Annotated in this window: 17 protein-coding genes; 5 read left to right on the top strand and 12 right to left on the bottom strand. The window is 59.5% G+C overall.

The window, feature by feature from the left end; genetic code table 11:
* Positions 1–82 precede the first annotated feature (82 nt).
* The 3 genes from NK667_RS27015 to NK667_RS27005 all read right to left on the bottom strand — a co-directional run bounded on the left by NK667_RS27015 (position 83) and on the right by NK667_RS27005 (position 1,083).
* A complete protein-coding gene (locus NK667_RS27015) occupies positions 83–547 on the bottom strand; it encodes an inhibitor of vertebrate lysozyme family protein (protein WP_054048032.1) in 465 nt (154 codons plus the stop codon).
* A gap of 2 nt (positions 548–549) precedes the next feature.
* Positions 550–714 carry a DUF1328 domain-containing protein gene (locus NK667_RS27010; RefSeq protein WP_008002172.1) on the bottom strand — a complete coding sequence of 55 codons (165 nt, stop codon included), beginning with the start codon at positions 712–714 and terminating at the stop codon, positions 550–552.
* Between the two features lie 81 nt (positions 715–795).
* Positions 796–1,083: a hypothetical protein gene (locus NK667_RS27005; protein WP_054617178.1), complete on the bottom strand. Its 288-nt coding sequence runs from the start codon at positions 1,081–1,083 to the stop codon at positions 796–798.
* A 440-nt stretch (positions 1,084–1,523) separates the two neighbouring features.
* On the opposite strand from NK667_RS27005, the gene algB reads away from it, so the two are divergent.
* Both algB and NK667_RS26995 read left to right on the top strand, forming a co-directional pair.
* Positions 1,524–2,870, top strand: a complete 1,347-nt coding sequence (algB, locus tag NK667_RS27000; protein ID WP_054048028.1) for a sigma-54-dependent response regulator transcription factor AlgB — start codon at positions 1,524–1,526, stop codon at positions 2,868–2,870.
* A 10-nt stretch (positions 2,871–2,880) separates the two neighbouring features.
* Entirely contained in the window at positions 2,881–4,671 is a 1,791-nt protein-coding gene (locus NK667_RS26995) for a KinB sensor domain-containing domain (RefSeq protein ID WP_054048026.1), read from the top strand.
* 6 nt (positions 4,672–4,677) lie between these two features.
* Here NK667_RS26995 and NK667_RS26990 read toward each other — a convergent pair whose 3' ends face one another.
* From NK667_RS26990 to NK667_RS26960, 7 genes are all read right to left on the bottom strand, one after another.
* On the bottom strand, positions 4,678–6,291 hold the full coding sequence (locus NK667_RS26990; RefSeq protein WP_054048024.1) for an EAL domain-containing protein: 1,614 nt from the start codon (positions 6,289–6,291) through the stop codon (positions 4,678–4,680).
* A gap of 76 nt (positions 6,292–6,367) precedes the next feature.
* Positions 6,368–7,147 (bottom strand): N-acetylmuramoyl-L-alanine amidase, encoded by a 780-nt coding sequence (locus tag NK667_RS26985; protein ID WP_054617179.1) that lies wholly within the window; start codon positions 7,145–7,147, stop codon positions 6,368–6,370.
* A 103-nt stretch (positions 7,148–7,250) separates the two neighbouring features.
* A complete protein-coding gene (locus NK667_RS26980; RefSeq protein ID WP_054617180.1) occupies positions 7,251–9,314 on the bottom strand; it encodes a GGDEF domain-containing protein in 2,064 nt (687 codons plus the stop codon).
* Positions 9,311–10,189 carry an endonuclease/exonuclease/phosphatase family protein gene (locus tag NK667_RS26975; RefSeq protein WP_054048018.1) on the bottom strand — a complete coding sequence of 293 codons (879 nt, stop codon included), beginning with the start codon at positions 10,187–10,189 and terminating at the stop codon, positions 9,311–9,313. Before NK667_RS26975 ends, NK667_RS26980 begins: the two co-directional genes overlap by 4 nt.
* A 14-nt stretch (positions 10,190–10,203) precedes the next feature.
* A complete protein-coding gene (locus NK667_RS26970; protein ID WP_054048016.1) occupies positions 10,204–10,845 on the bottom strand; it encodes a thiol:disulfide interchange protein DsbA/DsbL in 642 nt (213 codons plus the stop codon).
* Between the two features lie 200 nt (positions 10,846–11,045).
* A complete protein-coding gene (locus NK667_RS26965; RefSeq protein WP_054617181.1) occupies positions 11,046–11,657 on the bottom strand; it encodes a c-type cytochrome in 612 nt (203 codons plus the stop codon).
* Positions 11,658–11,703: 46 nt separating this feature from the next.
* Positions 11,704–11,994, bottom strand: a complete 291-nt coding sequence (locus NK667_RS26960; RefSeq protein WP_054048012.1) for a c-type cytochrome — start codon at positions 11,992–11,994, stop codon at positions 11,704–11,706.
* A gap of 191 nt (positions 11,995–12,185) precedes the next feature.
* Between NK667_RS26960 and yihA the strand changes: the two genes are divergently transcribed.
* The gene (yihA, locus tag NK667_RS26955; RefSeq protein ID WP_054617182.1) at positions 12,186–12,836 is read left to right on the top strand and encodes a ribosome biogenesis GTP-binding protein YihA/YsxC; all 651 of its coding nucleotides are present in this window, start codon (positions 12,186–12,188) and stop codon (positions 12,834–12,836) included.
* A 290-nt stretch (positions 12,837–13,126) separates the two neighbouring features.
* On the opposite strand, the gene polA is transcribed toward yihA, so the two are convergent.
* A complete protein-coding gene (gene polA, locus NK667_RS26950; RefSeq protein ID WP_054617183.1) occupies positions 13,127–15,898 on the bottom strand; it encodes a DNA polymerase I in 2,772 nt (923 codons plus the stop codon).
* A 74-nt stretch (positions 15,899–15,972) separates the two neighbouring features.
* Between polA and NK667_RS26945 the strand changes: the two genes are divergently transcribed.
* Positions 15,973–16,269, top strand: coding sequence for a DUF2782 domain-containing protein (locus tag NK667_RS26945; protein ID WP_054048006.1), 297 nt, complete (start codon positions 15,973–15,975; stop codon positions 16,267–16,269).
* Positions 16,270–16,329: 60 nt separating this feature from the next.
* Positions 16,330–17,280 carry a homoserine kinase gene (locus tag NK667_RS26940; RefSeq protein WP_054617184.1) on the top strand — a complete coding sequence of 317 codons (951 nt, stop codon included), beginning with the start codon at positions 16,330–16,332 and terminating at the stop codon, positions 17,278–17,280.
* A gap of 129 nt (positions 17,281–17,409) precedes the next feature.
* Here the strand turns inward: NK667_RS26940 and znuA are convergent, their stop codons facing one another.
* A complete protein-coding gene (gene znuA / locus NK667_RS26935) occupies positions 17,410–18,330 on the bottom strand; it encodes a zinc ABC transporter substrate-binding protein ZnuA (RefSeq protein WP_054617185.1) in 921 nt (306 codons plus the stop codon).
* Positions 18,331–18,372 lie beyond the last annotated feature (42 nt).

Below are 18,372 nucleotides of genomic sequence, written 5' to 3'. Positions count from 1 at the left end.
GTCCCGACCCCTTGGTCATGCGCCTGCCTTCCTCGGGTGGCGCACTGGAGAGAAGCAAGGCTGCTCCTCTCGTGTTTCAAACTCAGTACCAGTTCGGATCTTTCTTGAGTTGTTCCATCAACAAGTCCTGCATGCCCTGATTCGGCTTCCCGAGGAAGCGGTAGTCGGCATGTCGCGTTGGTGATTTGTCGGCGGGCAAGCCCGCAGGCACTTCGACCAGCATCGCGTAGGCGTCCTTTTTGTCGAAACTGAATGCCACGATCAAGCGTTTGTTCAGGCATGTCTGTTGTGCTTCGCACAGCGGCCCGACCAAGTACTTGTCGCCATCCTCCTGGACAGCATTCATTTGTTCGGCATCGCCCGTGAGGTTCATCACCCATTCCGGCAGTCGTTCTTCCTTCTTCACGACTTTGGTCCAGGTTTCACGGTATTGCGGGTCAGAGTTCAACAACTCGTTGGCCCGCGTCTGGCCATCATTGGCCGCCATCGCCATGGCACTACCGCCCAGAAGCAGGGCGGCTGCCAGTGTCTTAAACAGAACGCTCATATTCAGCCTCGACCGCGACGGCCGAAGAAGAACGAAGCAACAAACATCACCAGGAACACGACAAAGAGAATCTTGGCGATACCCGTGGCGGTGCCCGCGATACCACCGAAGCCCAGTACGGCGGCGATGATGGCAATGATCAAGAATGTAATTGCCCAGCTCAACATGGTGATTCTCCTTACGTTTCTATTTAAAGGTATGTCTGGTGGTGCTTTTCCCGGCGCATCAGTCGCGCCAAGTTCGGTTCTTTAGAACACCCAACGTTCCTGACGCGGCATCTGATCCACAGGCTGTGCCTGGTCGACGTCCATCATTCGCATTGGTGCGCTGTCGGCGATTTTGCTGCTGACGGCGCTGAAGTGGGTCTGGGTGGCGTGTTGAATCGACAGGCGCGGCGACTCTGGCTGCTGGCTCTGCTCCCAACGGGCGAACTGCTGGCCAGCGATCAATGTGATCGTAAGGGCGAGCATCGCGAACAAACCCTGCTGGATATGCAGTGGCGAGATACGCAATTGGGCGGCACGTTGGCGATTCATCCTGTAGCTCCTCCACCTGAGTGGTCATCTTGTTGAGGGCGCTCATTCCGTGAATGCCCTGGCGTTAATCAGACTATTGCAGACTGCATGCCAGCTTTTTGAATGAAAAAAAATCAATTAAATCAGTATGTTATGTATGTGATGAAAATCGTTCCACACGCATCCTGCACGATGGGGCCCTGACGGTCGTGCGTAATGCACGAAAGATTCAAAGGAACTTTCAAATTTTTTGAATTGCGAGGAGGGCGCAGATGTCAGACGTTCAAGCAGACAATCGTCGAAATGTTGAATTTTTAGTAAAAAACCAACGAAATCAGCCTATTAACGAGACGGGCAGTAGATAGCTACACTGCCGGGGCTGGAATGGATCAGAATCAACCATGCAACTTGCCCGATTTTCTCGGGACTAACCAAAATCATTCAGTAAGGAGCGTAGGAAAATGGAATCAGCCACTGAGCATCAAGGCCGCATTCTGCTGGTAGACGATGAGTCCGCCATCCTTCGTACCTTCCGTTATTGCCTCGAAGATGAAGGCTATACCGTCGCCACCGCCAACAGCGCCGCCCAGGCCGATGCACTGTTGCAGCGTCAGGTGTTCGACCTGTGCTTCCTGGATTTGCGTCTGGGTGAGGACAATGGCCTCGATGTCTTGGCGCAGATGCGTATTCAGGCGCCGTGGATGCGGGTGGTTATCGTCACCGCGCATTCCGCCGTGGATACCGCCGTCGATGCGATTCAGGCCGGCGCCGCCGATTACCTGGTCAAACCCTGCAGCCCGGATCAATTGCGTCTGGCCACCGCCAAGCAACTGGAAGTGCGCCAGCTCTCGGCGCGTCTGGAAGCCCTCGAAGGCGAAGTGCGTAAAACCAAGGATGGCCTGGATTCCCACAGCCCGGCGATGAAAGTAGTACTTGAGACGGCCCGCCAAGTGGCCGGCACAGACGCCAACATCCTGATCCTCGGTGAGTCCGGGACGGGTAAAGGTGAACTGGCCCGGGCGATTCACGGCTGGAGCAAGCGCGAGAAGAAATCCTGCGTCACCATCAACTGCCCGTCGCTGACCGCCGAATTGATGGAAAGCGAACTGTTCGGCCACAGCCGAGGCGCGTTCACCGGTGCCAGCGAAAGTACGCTGGGTCGGGTCAACCAAGCGGATGGCGGTACGCTGTTTCTGGACGAGATCGGCGACTTTCCGCTGACGTTGCAACCCAAGTTGCTGCGTTTCATCCAGGACAAGGAATACGAGCGGGTCGGCGACCCGGTCACACGACGCGCCGATGTGCGGATCCTTGCGGCGACCAACCTCAATCTTGAAGACATGGTCCGCGACGGACGTTTCCGCGAAGATTTGCTCTATCGCCTGAACGTCATCACCTTGCACCTGCCGCCGCTGCGCGAGCGCAGCGAAGACATCCTGACCCTCGCTGATCGCTTCCTGGCCCGTTTCGTCAAAGAATATGCGCGTCCGGCGCGGGGTTTCAGCGATGAGGCCCGGGAAGCGCTGCTCAGCTACCGATGGCCGGGCAATATTCGAGAGCTGCGTAACGTAGTGGAGCGGGCGAGCATTATTTGTCCACAGGAGCGCGTCGAGATCGTTCACTTGGGCATGGCCGAACAACCGGCGAATAACTCGCCGCGAGTGGGTGCCGCGCTGAGCCTGGATGAGCTGGAAAAAGCCCACATCGGCGCCGTGCTAGCCACCGCAGGAACTCTCGACCAGGCAGCGAAAACGTTGGGCATCGATGCCTCGACCCTGTACCGCAAACGCAAGCAGTACAACCTGTGAGCAACATCCGATGAAATTGGCGATGAAGTTGCGGACCCGACTGTTCCTGAGTATTTCCGCACTCATCACCGTCGCGCTGCTTGGGCTGTTGCTCGGGCTGATCAGCGTTATGCAAATGGCCGGCAGTCAGGAAGCGCTGGTCCGCAATAACTTCGTTACTCTGGATCTGGGTCTGAAGCTGCGCCAGACCCTGGGTGATCAACTGATCATCATGCTCAGCGAAAAACCGGACCCTGCGCAGTTTGCCGCGTCGAAGCAGCATTACCTGGAACTGCTCGACGAAGGCGTCGCCCATGAGCAGGGCGTGGTGGAAGGCCAGTATGGCTTCCAACAGGCCAAGGCCGACTACCAGAGTTTTCTCCAGGCGCTGGACCAGTCTCACGATCCTGCCCGTGTACTGACGGGCAACGATGACGTAACGGCTAAGTTCAATCAGCTGCGCAACGGCTTGATCGCTGAACACAAGCGCGCTCTGGATAACATCAACGACACCCAGCGCAAGGCCCGTGATCGGGCGCTGCTGATCGCCGGCCTGCTCGGACTGGTCGGGCTGGCGGTGCTGATTATCGGCTTCGTCACTGCGCATGCAATTGCCCGGCGTTTCGGCGCGCCGATCGAGGCGTTGGCCCAGGCTGCGGACAACATTGGGCAAGGCAATTTCGAAGTGACCCTGCCGATTTCCTCGGCCGAGGAAATGAACCAACTGACCAAGCGTTTCGGGATCATGGCCGAGGCCTTGCGCGAGCATCAGGCGACCAATGTCGATGAACTGCTCGCCGGTCAACAACGCCTGCAAGCGGTACTCGACAGCATCGACGACGGTTTGTTGATGATCGACCGAGAAGGTCATCTGGAGCACCTCAACCCGGTGGCGCAGCGCCAATTGGGCTGGGACACTGACCGGCTCGGCCAGGGTTTGGGCTCGGCGCTCGAACGACCTGAACTGGATGCGCAACTGCAATTGGTTTTACGCGGCGGCACGCTGGAGCGGGCGCCGGAAGACTTGAGTGTGGAAGTCGATGGGGAATCGCGGCTGTTGACCTACAGCCTGACCCCGGTCAGCCATACCCAAGGACACATTCTCGGTGCGGTGATGGTGTTGCATGACGTCACTGAACAGCGGGCGTTCGAACGGGTGCGCAGCGAGTTCGTCCTGCGAGCTTCTCACGAGTTGCGCACGCCGGTGACCGGGATGCACATGGCCTTCGGCCTGTTCCGCGAGCGCGCGAAATTTGCCCCGGACTCCCGCGAAGCCGACTTGCTCGATACCGTAAATGAAGAAATGCAGCGTTTGATGCAACTGATCAACGACTTGCTGAATTTCTCCCGCTACCAGAACGGCTTGCAGAAACTCACGCTGGGGCCGTGCGTCATCGAAGACTTGCTCGAGCAGGCACAGGGCCGATTTGCGGGGGAGGCCGCGCAGAGGGGCATCGAGTTGCTGGTGGAAGTACAGGGGCCGCTGCCGCGCTTGCAAGCGGACCAGGCGCAGCTGGATCGAGTGCTCGACAACCTGATCGACAATGCCTTGCGTCATACCGCTGCGGACGGGCAGATCCGATTGCAGGCCCGGCGCCATGGCGAACGGGTGATTATCAGCGTCGAGGACAACGGCGAAGGCATTGCCTATGGCCAGCAAGGACGGATTTTCGAGCCGTTCGTGCAGGTGGGTCGCAAAAAGGGCGGGGCCGGGCTTGGCCTGGCGTTGTGCAAGGAAATCGTGCAATTGCACGGCGGGCGGATGGGGGTTTATTCGCGGCCGGGGCAGGGCACACAGTTCTATATGGCGCTGGCGGTATAACGCGTTTTACGCCTCGTCATCCATACGACGGCCCGCCAGTCGTCGGCCACGGGTGATCAGTTCGATGAACTGCACCGCGCTCAGCGCATGGGCGAACAGCCAGCCCTGACCGAACTTCACGCCTTCACTGCTCAGGAATGCGACTTGGGCTTCATGTTCGATGCCCTCGGCGATCACTTTGAGCTGCAGGGCCTGGGCCATGTGAATGATATGCGGGGCCACGCCACTGCTGGCGGCGTCATGGCCCAAGGCATCGATAAAGGCCTTGTCGATTTTCAGGCAATCCACCGGCAGGGTTTGCAGGTAGGCGAGGCTGCAATAGCCGGTGCCGAAGTCGTCGATCAGCACTTGATGCCCGACATCGCGCAAGGCTTGCAGGTTTTCCCGGGCCACCACCACGTCGATCATCCCGCGCTCAGTCACCTCGAAGGCAATCTGTTTGGCCGCGACCCGGTGCAAGGTCAACAGTCGCGCCATCACTTGGCCGATACGCGGCACCATCACATCGCAGGCTGCCAGGTTGACCGAGATGTACAGCTGCGGATTCGCTCGTAGCAATTGCCCCAACTGTTCGAGCAGGCGCTGCAAGACGAAGTCGGTCATCTGGCGGATCTGCCCGGTGTTTTCCGCCATCGGAATGAACAGGTCAGGGCTGGTCAGCGTGCCGTCCGGCCTGCGCCAGCGCAGCAGGGCTTCAGCGCCGACACAGTTGCGACTGTCGAGGTCGAAGATCGGTTGATACAACACCTGCAACTCGCCACGGCGTATCGCGCCTTGCAGTTCGGCATCCAGAGATTGACGCTGGCGCACCAGCAGAAACACCAGGATGCCGACGATAATGCCCAGCGCCAGGCTCGCCGGCAGCAGCCACCACCAGACCGCCGGTACATGCATGGCGTTGCGCGGGGTGATCAGCACCAGCTGATATTCCGGGTTGTTGGTGGGCATACGGTAAATCAGACGGGTTTGGGTCACTTGCAGCGAATCGCTGCTGGTCGGTGGCCAGGGTTCCGTCGGTGGCCAGGCCTGCTCGACACCCAAAACCGGAATCGCCCGCTTCCCATGATCGAGTACCACTAGCAGGCTGCTGCCCGGCGAGAGGTCGACCATGTCAGTCAAATGCCCGCGAGAAGTTGCCACGCGGAAATTGCCTCGACTCAGCATTAGTGCGGCGCGATTTTCATCGGGTTCGGTGGTGGTGTTGAGCCAGTAACTATAGGTGGGGCCCCGGAGGTCCGCCGGTCGGATCATTGCCAGTCCTTCCTGGCGGGGCCGATTGGAACAAATTCGATTCCCCTCCATAAAAGCAGCTTCGTAGACGAAGCGATAACTGAAGCTGATCTGCTGCAAAGTGGCGATCATTTCGTCGTTGCACGTTCGCAACGGTTGGGCTTCCAGGTCATCGAGGCTTTCGCGCAGTTGCCCGAACATCTGCTCAAGACGGGCGAGGAAACGCTCGCCCTGCGCATTCATTTCCCGACTTTCGTTCTGCTCGACCTGATTCATCGCGATGTACAGGCTGGCAGCCATCAGCAGGGTTGCACTCAAGGCAGCAGCCAGCATCGCCAAAAACCATGGGCGATAGAACCAACTACGCAACCTCTCTCGAGTAGCAGCCATTTGGGAACATCCGAAGAATTACCAATGAGTTATAGCTGCTGATTGAGAAAAAGCGCGGACCGTCGGGCGGGCGTCATTATTTTGTCTGATTGAGCACCAGCAGCAGGGCGGCGGTTTGCGCGTCCGGGGTGCCATCGAATCGGGAAGGGCGGTAATGCATCTGGAAGGCCGCCAGCACATGCCGCGTCGCCACATCCAGTTCGCCGGTTTGCGGCGTCGCATAGCCCAGGCGTGCCAGTTGTTCCTGGAACCATCCGACGCTCGGTAGTTCGGCGGCAAACTGTACTTGCCGACTCGCAACGGCCTGTTCGTTCGGCCAGATACCCAGGCCTTCGGCGGCCAGGCGTTTCCAGGGGAACAGCGGGCCGGGGTCGAGTTTGCGCAGTGGAGCGATGTCGCTATGACCGATGATGTGCCGAGGGCTGATGCCATTGCGTTTGCTGATGTCCTTGAGCAGGACGATCAAGGACTGCACCTGGGCTTCGCTGTACGGGTACCAGAGACGACCGTTCGGCGTGTCGCTGAAACCTGGATTGACGATTTCGATGCCGATGGAGCTCGAATTCAGCCAGGTCCGGCCTTGCCACTCGCTTTCCCCGGCGTGCCAGGCGCGCTGGTTTTCATCCACCAGTTTGTAGATGGTCGCGCCCTTATCGTCACCGATCAGGTAATGGGCGCTGACTTCGCCGTGGGTCAACAACTGCAGCGAACGTTCCAGGGATGCGTTGGTGTAATGCACCACCACGAACTGCACGCGGCTGTCGAAGTTGGCGGACGGGTGACTGGTGTCGATACGTGGACCGCTGGCACAACCGGCCAGCAGCAGAAGCGACACAACGAGAGTAAGAAATTTCATGGTAGAAGGCAGTACGCGCAAGACAATAATGCAACAGTGTAACGTAATGCCTCGCGCGTTGAGGGCAAAAGAGCCACTTTAAACAAAATGGAACAATTGCCCTTCAGCCCAGTTCGACCCGGTTACGTCCGGCGTTTTTGGCACGGTACAGCGCCTGATCGGCTCTTTTAAGCACCATATCGCTGTGTTCACCCGGTTTGAACGCGGCGAGCCCCATGGAAATGGTGACAGTCACTCGCTCACCCTTGAAGTGGAACGGGCAGGCTTCAATCGAAGCGCGCAGGGTTTCCAGCAATTTTGCCCCGACGGCCGGCACGGTGGCGGGCATCAACAGCACAAACTCCTCACCACCGAAGCGGGCAATGAAGTCCGAGCCGCGCAGGCGCTTGCGCAGCACGCTGGCGATGATCTTCAGCACCTTGTCGCCTGCCAGGTGGCCGTAGTTATCGTTGATGCGTTTGAAATGGTCGAGGTCGAGCATGGCCAGCATCAGTGTGTTGCCGTGCTGCTGCCACTCAGCGATTTCGTGTTCCAGCCGTTCGCTCCAGGCGGCGCGGTTGGGCAGGCCGGTCAGCGGGTCGATCAATGCCTTTTGACGTTGTTCTTCCAAGTGCTCGCGATAGCCCATGGCTTCCTGCTCCATGTGCGCAACCCGTTCGGCCAAGCCTTGCAGGCGGGCGGCGACTTCCTGCTCACGTTCATCGCGCTGCTTCTGATGCTGATCCATGGTGCCCAGCAGACCTTCGAGATGGTTCTCCAGAACGTGCTTGAGGTCTTGCAGGTTGGCCGCGTCCTGCATGCTGGTTTGCAGGCCGTCGACTTGTTCGCGAATCTGCGTGTCCATCTCCCGCGCAGCGGAGCGGTTATCGGCATGTCCGGCGCTGGCCGCTTGCAGATTGCTCTGGAACGACTCGAGGCGTTCGTTGAGTTGCTGCAAGTACGCTTCGAATTCGTGTTGGCCGCTGTCCGTAATGGCCAACATCAAGGTGGCCAGATCATCGAGGATCGGCAGCAATTCGTACCAGTTCAACCCATTTTGCAGGCGCTCGCGCATCGCTTCGGCTTGCGGGCGATGGCGCTCCGGCAGCGTCAGGTCGTCGAGCAGGCCCAGCAGTGTTTCTTCAATGTGCGTGGCCACGGAGCTGTAGGACGGCTCCGGTGAGTCCGGCAGCGCGTAGAGAATGTCTTGCTCGGGGTGTTCCGGATCGATGGCGGCCAGTGCCTGGGCCATGACGGGAGGCAGGGGCAGGCTGTCGAGGAATACCGGTGTCTCGGGATTGGCGGCCGGAATCAGTTCGTCTGGATTGATGTCTGGCTGAACTTGAACCACAGGCGCAATAGCGGGAGCCGTCGGTGTCTGGAGCGGTTCAGGGTCTGGCTCTGGCAATGGCGCTTGGGTGTGTGCGGCTTGTGGCTCCACGACAGGAGGGACAAACGCCACAATCTCCGGCTCTGGTGCTGTCTGCGGCGCGAGCGGCTCCGCAATGGCGACTGCCGGCGCGACCTGGGCCGTTGCTGGCGGTGTTTGCGGCAGGGCGGGTTCGGCTTTCGCCTGTTGCGCCTCAACAACGAGTGCAGAAACGGGCTGTTGGACTGGCGTTTGTGCGGCGGGGGCAGCGACCTGTGGCGCTGACTCTTCCGCTTCCCGGCTGCCGAACAACCGCTGCAATAAACCTGGACGACCCGGTTCGGCTGGGTTTTCCAATTGGTTCAGGGCTTTGCCTTGCAAGCCGCTCAGTTCGCTGAGCAGCAATGGAATCTCGCGAGCCTGGCCGACGCGTCCGTCCAATTGCTTGGCGAAGGCCTTGAGTGGACGGCTGACTTCCCGAGGCAGAGGCAATGCCTGGAGCTGCGAGACCAGCGCATTCAGTGCCGCGCTGACCTGATCGACCCGGGTTTCGCGGCGCTGCTCGGAGTCGAGCACGGCTTTTTCCAGGCGCGGTAACAACGCGGCGAGGCCGGCGTCCATGTCATCGGTGCGCACGACTTCGCGCATTTCCTTCATGCACAGGTCAACAGCGCGGTCAGTGCCCTCTGCCGCCAAAGTGCTGCGCACCAGCCCGCGACGCAACAGGTCGAGCCGGGCGTCCCAGCGCCGCTCGAGTTTTTCCTGTTGTTCGATGCTTTTAAGGTATTTCTCTTTCCAGCGCTGTGCTTCGTCGCTCATTCATGGGATCCGCGAGGGGCAGGACTCAACGCGGGGAATGCATCGGCCGTGAGCGAACCCGGCAAACGAATCTCTACCGCGACCGGCAGGTGATCGGAAATCGGATGTGCCAGCACTTCGACTCTTTCCAGGGTCAGGGTCGGGCTGAGCAGAATATGGTCCAGGCAGCGCTGCGGGCGCCAGCTGGGGAACGTCGCTTCCAGTTGCGGGGCCAGCAGGCCAAGGTCGCGCAATGGGGAGTTTTGCAGCAAGTCAGTGGCGTGGGTGTTCATGTCGCCCATCAGCACTTGGTGCTTGTAGCCGCTAATCAGCTCGCGGATGTAGGCCAGTTGCAGGCTGCGCACACGAGCGCCAAGCGCCAGGTGCATCATCACGACGACCAGCGCCTCCGGACCTTCGCCGAAGCGCACCAGGATCGCACCGCGACCCTTGGGCCCCGGCAGCGGGTGATCTTCAATCGCCCACGGACGCAGACGGCTGAGCACACCATTGCTGTGCTGGCCGAGGCGACCGAGATTGCGATTGAGTTGTTGATACCAGTAGGGGAAGGCGCCCAGTTGGGCCAAGTGTTCGACCTGATTGACGTAGCCTGATCGCAGGCTGCCGCCATCGGCTTCCTGCAAGGCGACCAGATCGAAGTCGCCCAGCAGATTGCCGATCTTTTGCAGGTTGTCGGCGCGCCCTGTGTGCGGCAACAGGTGTTGCCAGCCACGGGTCAGGTAGTGCCGATAGCGCTCGGTACTGATGCCGACCTGGATATTGAAGCTGAGCAAACGCAGACGGCTGTCTGCGGGCAGGCCCGTCGATTCCAGATGATGCGTGTTGACCTGCGGTTCATGCAGGCCAACGACGCGTTCAGTACCCCAGCGGCGCATGGCAGGGGCCGCGCTTAGTTGGCGGCAGCCTTGTTAGCCGCTCGCTCTTTGTCGACCAGTTTGTCGGCCAGTTGCAGGGCTTGCTCGGCACCGCCGGCGGAACCTACGTCAAAGCGATACTTGCCGTTGACGATCATGGTTGGAACGCCAGAAATTTCATACTTCTTCGCCAGTTCTTTGGCCTGGACGATCTTGCCCTTGATGGCGAAGGAGTTGAAGGTGGCCAGGAACTTGTCCTTGTCGACGCCCTGAGTGGCCAGGAACTCAGCCATTTCTTGCGGATCGGTCAGGCGTTTGTGTTCTTTCTGGATCGCGTTGAAGACTGCTGCGTGAACCTTGTTCTCGACACCCATGGCTTCCAGGGTCAGGAACATCTGGCCGTGAGCGTCCCAAGGGCCGCCGAACATGGCTGGAATACGCACGAAGTTGACGTCGGACGGCAGTTTCTCAACCCACGGATTGATCACCGGCTCAAATGCGTAGCAGTGCGGGCAGCCATACCAGAACAGCTCCACGACTTCGATCTTGCCAGGTACCGCGACTGGAACAGGGTTGGTCAGTTCGACGTAAGGCGCCGCGGGTGCTTCGGCGGCCTGTACGTTCATGCCGAACAGGCTGGCAGCGACGAGTGCGGCGCTGATGATCAGATTACGCATGCTTTACTCCTGGACAATTTCGGTCGCCTCGCGCGACCTGTGTTCAGACAGGTCCTGGCGGGCTTGAGTTCTGTAGTGTAACGGCAGCGGCCACAAAAAAGGGCGGCCTAAGCCACCCTTTTTATACTTGCTGCGACGGATTAATAGAGCGTTAACGTTGCAGGAGATGTACGCCCCGCATAACGCCTGATTTGCCGGTCTTAGTGCAGGCCCTGAATGTAGCTGGACACCGCTGCGATGTCTTCGTCGCTCAGGCGTTTGGCAATGGTCTGCATGGTTTTGGTGTCGCCGTCGTTGTTGCGGCCACCTTCTTCCTTGCGGAAGTCGGTCAATTGCTTGGCAACGTATTGAGCGTGCTGGCCACCCAGGTGCGGGAAGCCGGCGGCTGCGTTACCCGCGCCATTCGGCGAGTGGCAGCCGGTGCAGGCTGGCAGGCCCTTGGCGAGGTCGCCGCCACGGAACAGTGCTTCACCGCGAGCCACGACTTTAGGGTCGGCGGCGCCAACGCTGCCTTTCTGGCTGGCGAAGTAGGCGGCGATATCGGCCAGGTCCTGATCGCTCAGGTTGGTCAGCAGGCCGGTCATTTCGAGTACCGTGCGTTTGCCGGACTTGATGTCGTGCAACTGCTTGTTCAGATAACGCTCGCCCTGACCTGCCAGTTTCGGAAAGTTAGGCGCCATGCTATTACCATCCGGGCCATGACAGGCGCCACAGACTGCGGCTTTCGCCTGGCCAGCTGTTGCATCACCTGCAGCATGTGCAATGCCGGAGATCCCCACGGTCAACAGCAGACTCACGATCAATTTGTTCATCAGCTAATCCAACTACGGCTAAGGGTTAAAGAGTTATGGGCCGGGTTTACTCGCTCATCCAGTGGATGATGGCTTGGTAATCCTCGGCACTGCAGTCCATGCACAAACCACGCGGCGGCATCGCCTTGAAACCCTGGGTCACGTGTTGCACCAGCGTCTCCATACCTTTCGCCAACCTCGGCGTCCAAGCTTCCTGATCGCCCTTTTGAGGCGCCATGGGTAGTTGGCCGGAATGACAGGCACCACAAACACGGTTGTACACAGCTTCCGGATCCTGTGTAGCCTGAGCGCTGTAAAGCGGCATCAAGACACCGGCAGCTAGCAGCCATTTCGTCATAAAACGACCTTTTCAGGGTAGAGAGCGTTCTGCGTTCTAATGCGCAATCAAGGTCAATCGCTCTCGTGAACTTCATCCTACGCTGGGACAAAGCGCACACAAAATCTGCGGCATTATATACTGGCGCTACTGAAACGGAAACGACACCGCTTGCCGCGTCCATTCCCGGCGCCGCCCACATCGGAAATCCCATGCAACTCAAGAACCCCATCCTCGGCCTGTGCCAACAGTCCACCTTCATGCTCAGCGCTGCCAAAGTCGACCAATGTCCGGACGACGAAGGCTTTGAAGTAGCCTTTGCCGGGCGTTCCAACGCCGGTAAATCCAGCGCGCTGAACACCCTGACTCACGCCAGCCTGGCGCGGACCTCGAAAACTCCGGGTCGCACGCAGTTGTTGAACTTCTTCAAGCTAGACGATGATCGGCGTCTGGTCGACCTGCCGGGCTACGGTTATGCAAAAGTACCCATTCCGCTGAAGCTGCACTGGCAGCGTCACCTGGAAGCTTATCTGGGTGGTCGCGAGAGTTTGAAAGGTCTGATTCTGATGATGGACATCCGTCATCCAATGACCGACTTCGACTTGCTGATGCTCGATTGGGCTGTCGCTGCTGGCATGCCGATGCACATTTTGCTGACCAAAGCGGACAAGCTGACCTACGGCGCGGCGAAAAACGTCCTGCTCAAGGTGCAGGCAGACATTCGTAAAGGCTGGGGCGATGCGATCAGCATCCAGTTGTTCTCGGCACCAAAACGCATGGGCCTGGAAGACGCCTACACTGTACTGGCAGGCTGGATGGAATTGGCGGACAAAGGCGCCGAGATTGCCCAGAGTGCTGAATAGGACTTTTCTGCAGGCAAAAAAAACCCCGGACTTCGTATGGGGAGGGGGAAGTTCCGGGGTTCAAGTTCCGGACCGTTAGGGCGGGGTCCAGATATCTGCCAACACTTAACACAACATAGGAGCATCGAAGGGCTTCACCAGCCATTCAGTAACTCTGAGTGGCGGTTCACGAGATTAGTTCAGAATTTTTTCAAATGCCTTTGGAATAACCCAGCGCATTTTTCGAACTAAGCGCCCTTCGTCCTTTTGCCGCGGCACTATGCCGCAGCAAAAGTCCCCTTTCAGACGGCTTAGTGAGCCTCGTCCCAGTTATTGCCTACCCCGACTTCGACCAGTAACGGCACGTCCAGCGTCACGGCGTTGCTCATGTGTGTGCGAATTTCTTCGCGCACTTGATCAACCAGGTCCTCGCGCACCTCAAGCACCAATTCATCGTGTACCTGCAGGATGACTTTGGCGTCCAGGCCTGACGACGTCAGCCAGTTATCCACAGCCACCATGGCTTTCTTGATGATGTCCGCCGCAGTGCCCTGCATCGGGGCGTTGATCGCAGTGCGCTCGGCACCTTTACGCAGGGCCGGGTTTTTCGCATTGATTTCTGGCAAGTACAGGCGACGACCGAAAATGGTTTCGACGAAGCCCTGCTCGGCCGCCTGGGTACGGGTGCGTTCCATGTAGGCCAGCACGCCGGGGTAGCGGGCGAAGTAACGGTCGATGTACGCCTGGGACTGCTTGCGGTCGACGCCGATCTGTTTGGCCAGGCCAAACGCGCTCATGCCGTAGATCAAGCCGAAGTTGATCGCCTTGGCGCTGCGACGCTGATCGGTAGTCACGTCCGTCAGCTCAACCCCGAAAACTTCGGCGGCGGTCGCTTTGTGCACATCCAGGTCGTTGCGGAAGGCATGCAGCAAGCCTTCATCCTTGGCCAGGTGCGCCATAATCCGCAGTTCGATCTGCGAGTAGTCCGCCGCCAGCAGTTTGTAGCCTTTTGGCGCCACGAACGCCTGGCGAATCCGCCGGCCTTCGGCGGTACGGATCGGAATGTTCTGCAGGTTTGGATCGCTGGAGGACAAGCGTCCGGTCGCCGCTACCGCCTGGTGATAAGAGGTGTGAATCCGCCCGGTGCGCGGGTTGATCTGCTCCGGCAAGCGATCGGTATAAGTGCTTTTCAGCTTGCTCATCGAGCGGTACTGCATCAGTACCTTGGGCAGCGTGAAATCCTGGTCAGCCAGTTCGGCCAACACGGCTTCGGCGGTCGAAGCCTGACCCTTGGCGGTTTTGCTCAGCACAGGCAGGCCGAGTTTTTCGTACAGGATCGCGCCCAATTGCTTCGGCGAGCCGAGGTTGAATTCTTCGCCGGCGATGGCATACGCCTCACGCTCCAGCTCGACCATTTTCTTGCCCAGCTCAACGCTCTGAATGCCCAGCAGCTCGGCATCCACCAGCGCGCCTTGGCGTTCGATCCGCGCCAGTACCGGCACCAATGGCATTTCGATTTCGCTCAAGACCTTGCTCAAGCTCGGAATAGCGTTGAGCTTTGCCTGCAAGGTTTGATGCAGGCGCAGGGTCACGTCGGCGTCTTCGGCGGCGTATGGCCCGGCCAGCTCCAGGGAAATCTGGTCGAAGGTCAGCTGCTTGGCGCCCTTGCCGGCGATGTCGGTAAACCCGGTGGTCGTGTGGTTCAGGTACTTGAGCGCCAGGCTGTCCATGTCGTGGCGGGTCGCGGTGGAGTCCAGCACGTAGGATTCGAGCATGGTGTCGAAGGCGATGCCTTGCACCGTGATGCCGCAGCTCTGATCGCCGCCGATGGCGCAGTTGGCCAGGATGTTCATGTCGAACTTGGCGTGCTGGCCGACCTTGAGCTTGCTCGGGTCTTCCAGAATCGGTTTCAGCGCCCGCAACACGGTGTCGCGATCCAACTGCTCCGGCACGCCCATGTAGGAGTGGGTCAGCGGGATGTAGGCGGCTTCGTTGGCTTGCACCGCGAACGACAGGCCCACCAGTTGCGCCTGTTGCGCATCGATACCGGTGGTTTCGGTATCGAAGGCGAAGAGTTTGGCGTCGTTCAGCTTCTGCAGCCAGACGTCGAAATCCGCCTGGGTAAGAATCGTCGTGTACTTGAGCTCAGCCGCGACGGCCGCTTCTTCAACCACTGGCGCGACGACTTCCTGGCCGGAACGCTTGGCATCGCGCTGGTTGTCTTCGAACCAGCTCTTGAATTCCAGCAGGGTGTAGAGCTCGGCGAGCTTGTCGTGATCCGGCTGGCCCATTTGCAGGTCATCGAGGCCGATATCCAGCGGCACGTCGATCTTGATGGTCGCGAGCTTGTAGGAGAGGAATGCCATCTCCTTGTGTTCTTCAAGCTTGGCCGGCAGGGTCTTGGCGCCGCGAATCGGCAGGGTCGGGACGATGTCGAGTTGCGCGTAGAGCTCGGTCAGGCCGCCGTTCACGCCTACCAACAGGCCGGAAGCGGTCTTCGGACCGATGCCCGGAACGCCCGGGATGTTGTCGGACGAATCGCCCATCAGCGCCAGATAATCGATGATCTGCTCGGGAGCGACGCCGAATTTCTCCTTCACGCCGTCCACGTCCAGCGCGCTACCGGTCATGGTATTGACCAAGGTAATGTGGCCGTCGACCAGTTGCGCCATGTCTTTGTCGCCGGTGGAGATCACCACCGGGCGGTCGGCGGCCGCGCTGCTGCGGGCCAGGGTGCCGATCACGTCATCGGCCTCGACGCCTTCGACGCACAACAACGGGAAGCCGAGGGCGATCACGCTCTGGTGCAGCGGCTCGATCTGCACGCGCATATCGTCAGGCATGCTCGGGCGGTTGGCCTTGTATTCGGCGTACATGTCATCGCGAAAGGTCCCACCCTTGGCGTCGAACACCACGGCGAACGGGCTGTCCGGGTACTGCTTGCGCAGACTCTTGAGCATGTTCAACACACCTTTGACCGCGCCGGTCGGCAGGCCTTTGGAAGTGGTCAGCGGTGGCAGGGCGTGAAAGGCCCGATACAGGTAAGAAGAACCGTCCACCAGGACGAGGGGGGCTTGGCTCATGAGCAGGATCAACCTTTTCGGCGGGTCCGGCGCTAGAATAGCGGGACCGTTGACGACAAAGGGACAAGGTTATCATGCGCACACTAAATCGCCTGTTGCTGGCTGGGTTGTTTGCAACCGTTCCATTGGCTGTCATGGCGGCGGATGACGCGCCGTCGGCGGAGCCGGAAGTCACCATTAACACGCACACGGAAGGCGACAAGGTCATTCAGGAATACAAGAAAGGCGGGTTTACTTACGCAATCAAGGTCACGCCGAAGGTTGGGCCTCCGTATTTCCTGGTGCGCGCGGACGGGACCGATGCGAATTACATCCGCTCGGATCAGCCGGATATGCTGATTCCTGCGTGGGAAATCTTTACCTGGAAGTAGTTTCTTAACTTTAATCGGCGCCGCTTTAATAGCGGCGCCCGAACTGAGCAGTTTTTAACCATGTCTGTGTTTACCCCCCTGGCTCGGCCCGAGCTGGAAACCTTTCTCGCCCCATACGGGCTCGGCCGCCTGCTCGATTTCCAGGGGATTGCCGCCGGTAGCGAAAATACCAATTTCTTTATCAGCCTGGAGCAGGGCGAATTTGTCCTGACCCTGGTTGAGCGCGGTCCGGTTCAGGAAATGCCGTTCTTCATCGAACTGCTCGACGTATTGCATGAAGCCGACCTGCCGGTGCCCTACGCGCTGCGCACCACCGACGGCGTGGCCTTGCGCGAGCTGGCCGGCAAACCGGCGCTGCTGCAGCCACGCCTGGCGGGCAAGCACATCAAGGAAGCCAACGCCCAGCATTGCTCCCAGGTGGGCGAGTTGCTCGGCCATCTGCATTTGGCGACCCAGGACAACATGATCAAGCGCAAGACTGATCGCGGGCTGGACTGGATGCTGGAGGAGGGCACGCAATTACTCTCGCACCTGAATGCCGAGCAAAGCGATCTGCTGCAACGGGCGCTGGAAGAAATCACACAGCAGAAGACGAAAATTCTGGCGCTGCCGCGAGCCAACATCCACGCCGACCTCTTCCGCGATAACGCGATGTTCGAAGGTACGCACCTGACCGGGTTGATCGACTTCTACAACGCCTGCTCAGGGCCGATGTTGTACGACGTGGCGATTGCCTTGAATGACTGGTGTTCGGACGAAGCAGGCTTGATCGATGGGCCGCGAGCGCGGGCCTTGTTGGGCGCGTATGCGGCGCTGCGGCCGTTCACCGCTGCCGAGGCCGAGTTGTGGCCGACCATGCTGCGGGTGGCGTGTGTGCGGTTCTGGTTGTCGCGGTTGATTGCGGCGGAGTCTTTCGCCGGGCAGGACGTGTTGATTCACGATCCGATGGAGTTCCAGCAGCGCCTGGCGCAGCGGCAGAAGGTCAGCACGCCGTTGCCTTTCGCCCTTTAAATTGTGGCGAGGGGGCTTGCCCCCGTTGGAGTGCGAAGCGCTCCCATGCGATTTATTGGCCGGCCAATTGGGGGGCTGCTTCGCAGCCCAACGGGGGCAAGCCCCCTCGCCACAGGTTTTGCGTGTTGGTTACAACGACTCCAGACACCCCGCCAAATCATTCCCCAGCTTTTCCAACACCTGCTCATACCCTTGAGTAGTCGCCGGGGTGTACCCGCCCAGTGCATCCAGCTCCGCCAGTTTCACCGGCAGGCCGGCCACCAGGGTTTCCGCCAGGCGCGGACGTAGCGGTGGTTCGCTGAACACACAGGTCTTGCCGACTTCCTGCAAGCGCGTGCGCATCGCCGCGACATGTTGCGCGCCGGGCTGCACTTCGGCCGCGACGCTGAAGACGCCTGTGTGCTTCAGGCCGTAGGCGTCTTCGAAGTAGTCGAACGCTTCGTGGAACACGAAATAAGGTTTACCCGCAACGCTCGCCAAGCGAGCCTTCAAACGCAGGTCCAAGGCATCCAGACGTTCATCGAATGCCTTGAGGTTGCTCTGATAGCGCGCCGCGTTGTCAGGGTCGGCAGCACTCAGGTCTGCGACCATTTTCGTGGCGATGACCCGAGCGTTGATCGGCGACAGCCACAAATGCGCGTCCAAAGTGCCAGGGCGGTGATCATGGTCATGTTCGTCGGCATCTTCGGCATGCGACTGACTATCTTCGGCGAAATGGCGCAGTTTCATCCCTGGCAAATCCTGTACGGCCACGGTAGGCAGCGTACGGCCTTTCAGCACGCGGGGCAGGAAACCTTCCATGTCCGGGCCGATCCAGTACACCAGATCCACCGACTGCACCTTCCGTACGTCGGACGGGCGCAGCGCATAGTTATGCGGCGAAGCACCCGGTGGCAGCAACACTTCCGGAATCGCCACGCCGTCCTGCACAGCAGCGGCGATCAGCTGTAGCGGCTTGATGCTGGTGAGCACTTTGACTTCGGCGTGGGCTGATCCGATCAGCAGGAAACTTGCGACAAATGCGACAAAGATAGAAAAAAGTCGGGACACGATGACCACTCGAAGAGGCGAGAACGGGTAACATAATAACGT

The sequence above is a fragment of the Pseudomonas nunensis genome (genome assembly GCF_024296925.1).
Classification (GTDB): Bacteria; Pseudomonadota; Gammaproteobacteria; order Pseudomonadales; family Pseudomonadaceae; genus Aquipseudomonas; species Aquipseudomonas nunensis.
Note: the sequence above shows the minus strand (reverse complement) of the source record. Positions and strands in the feature narration are given on the sequence as shown.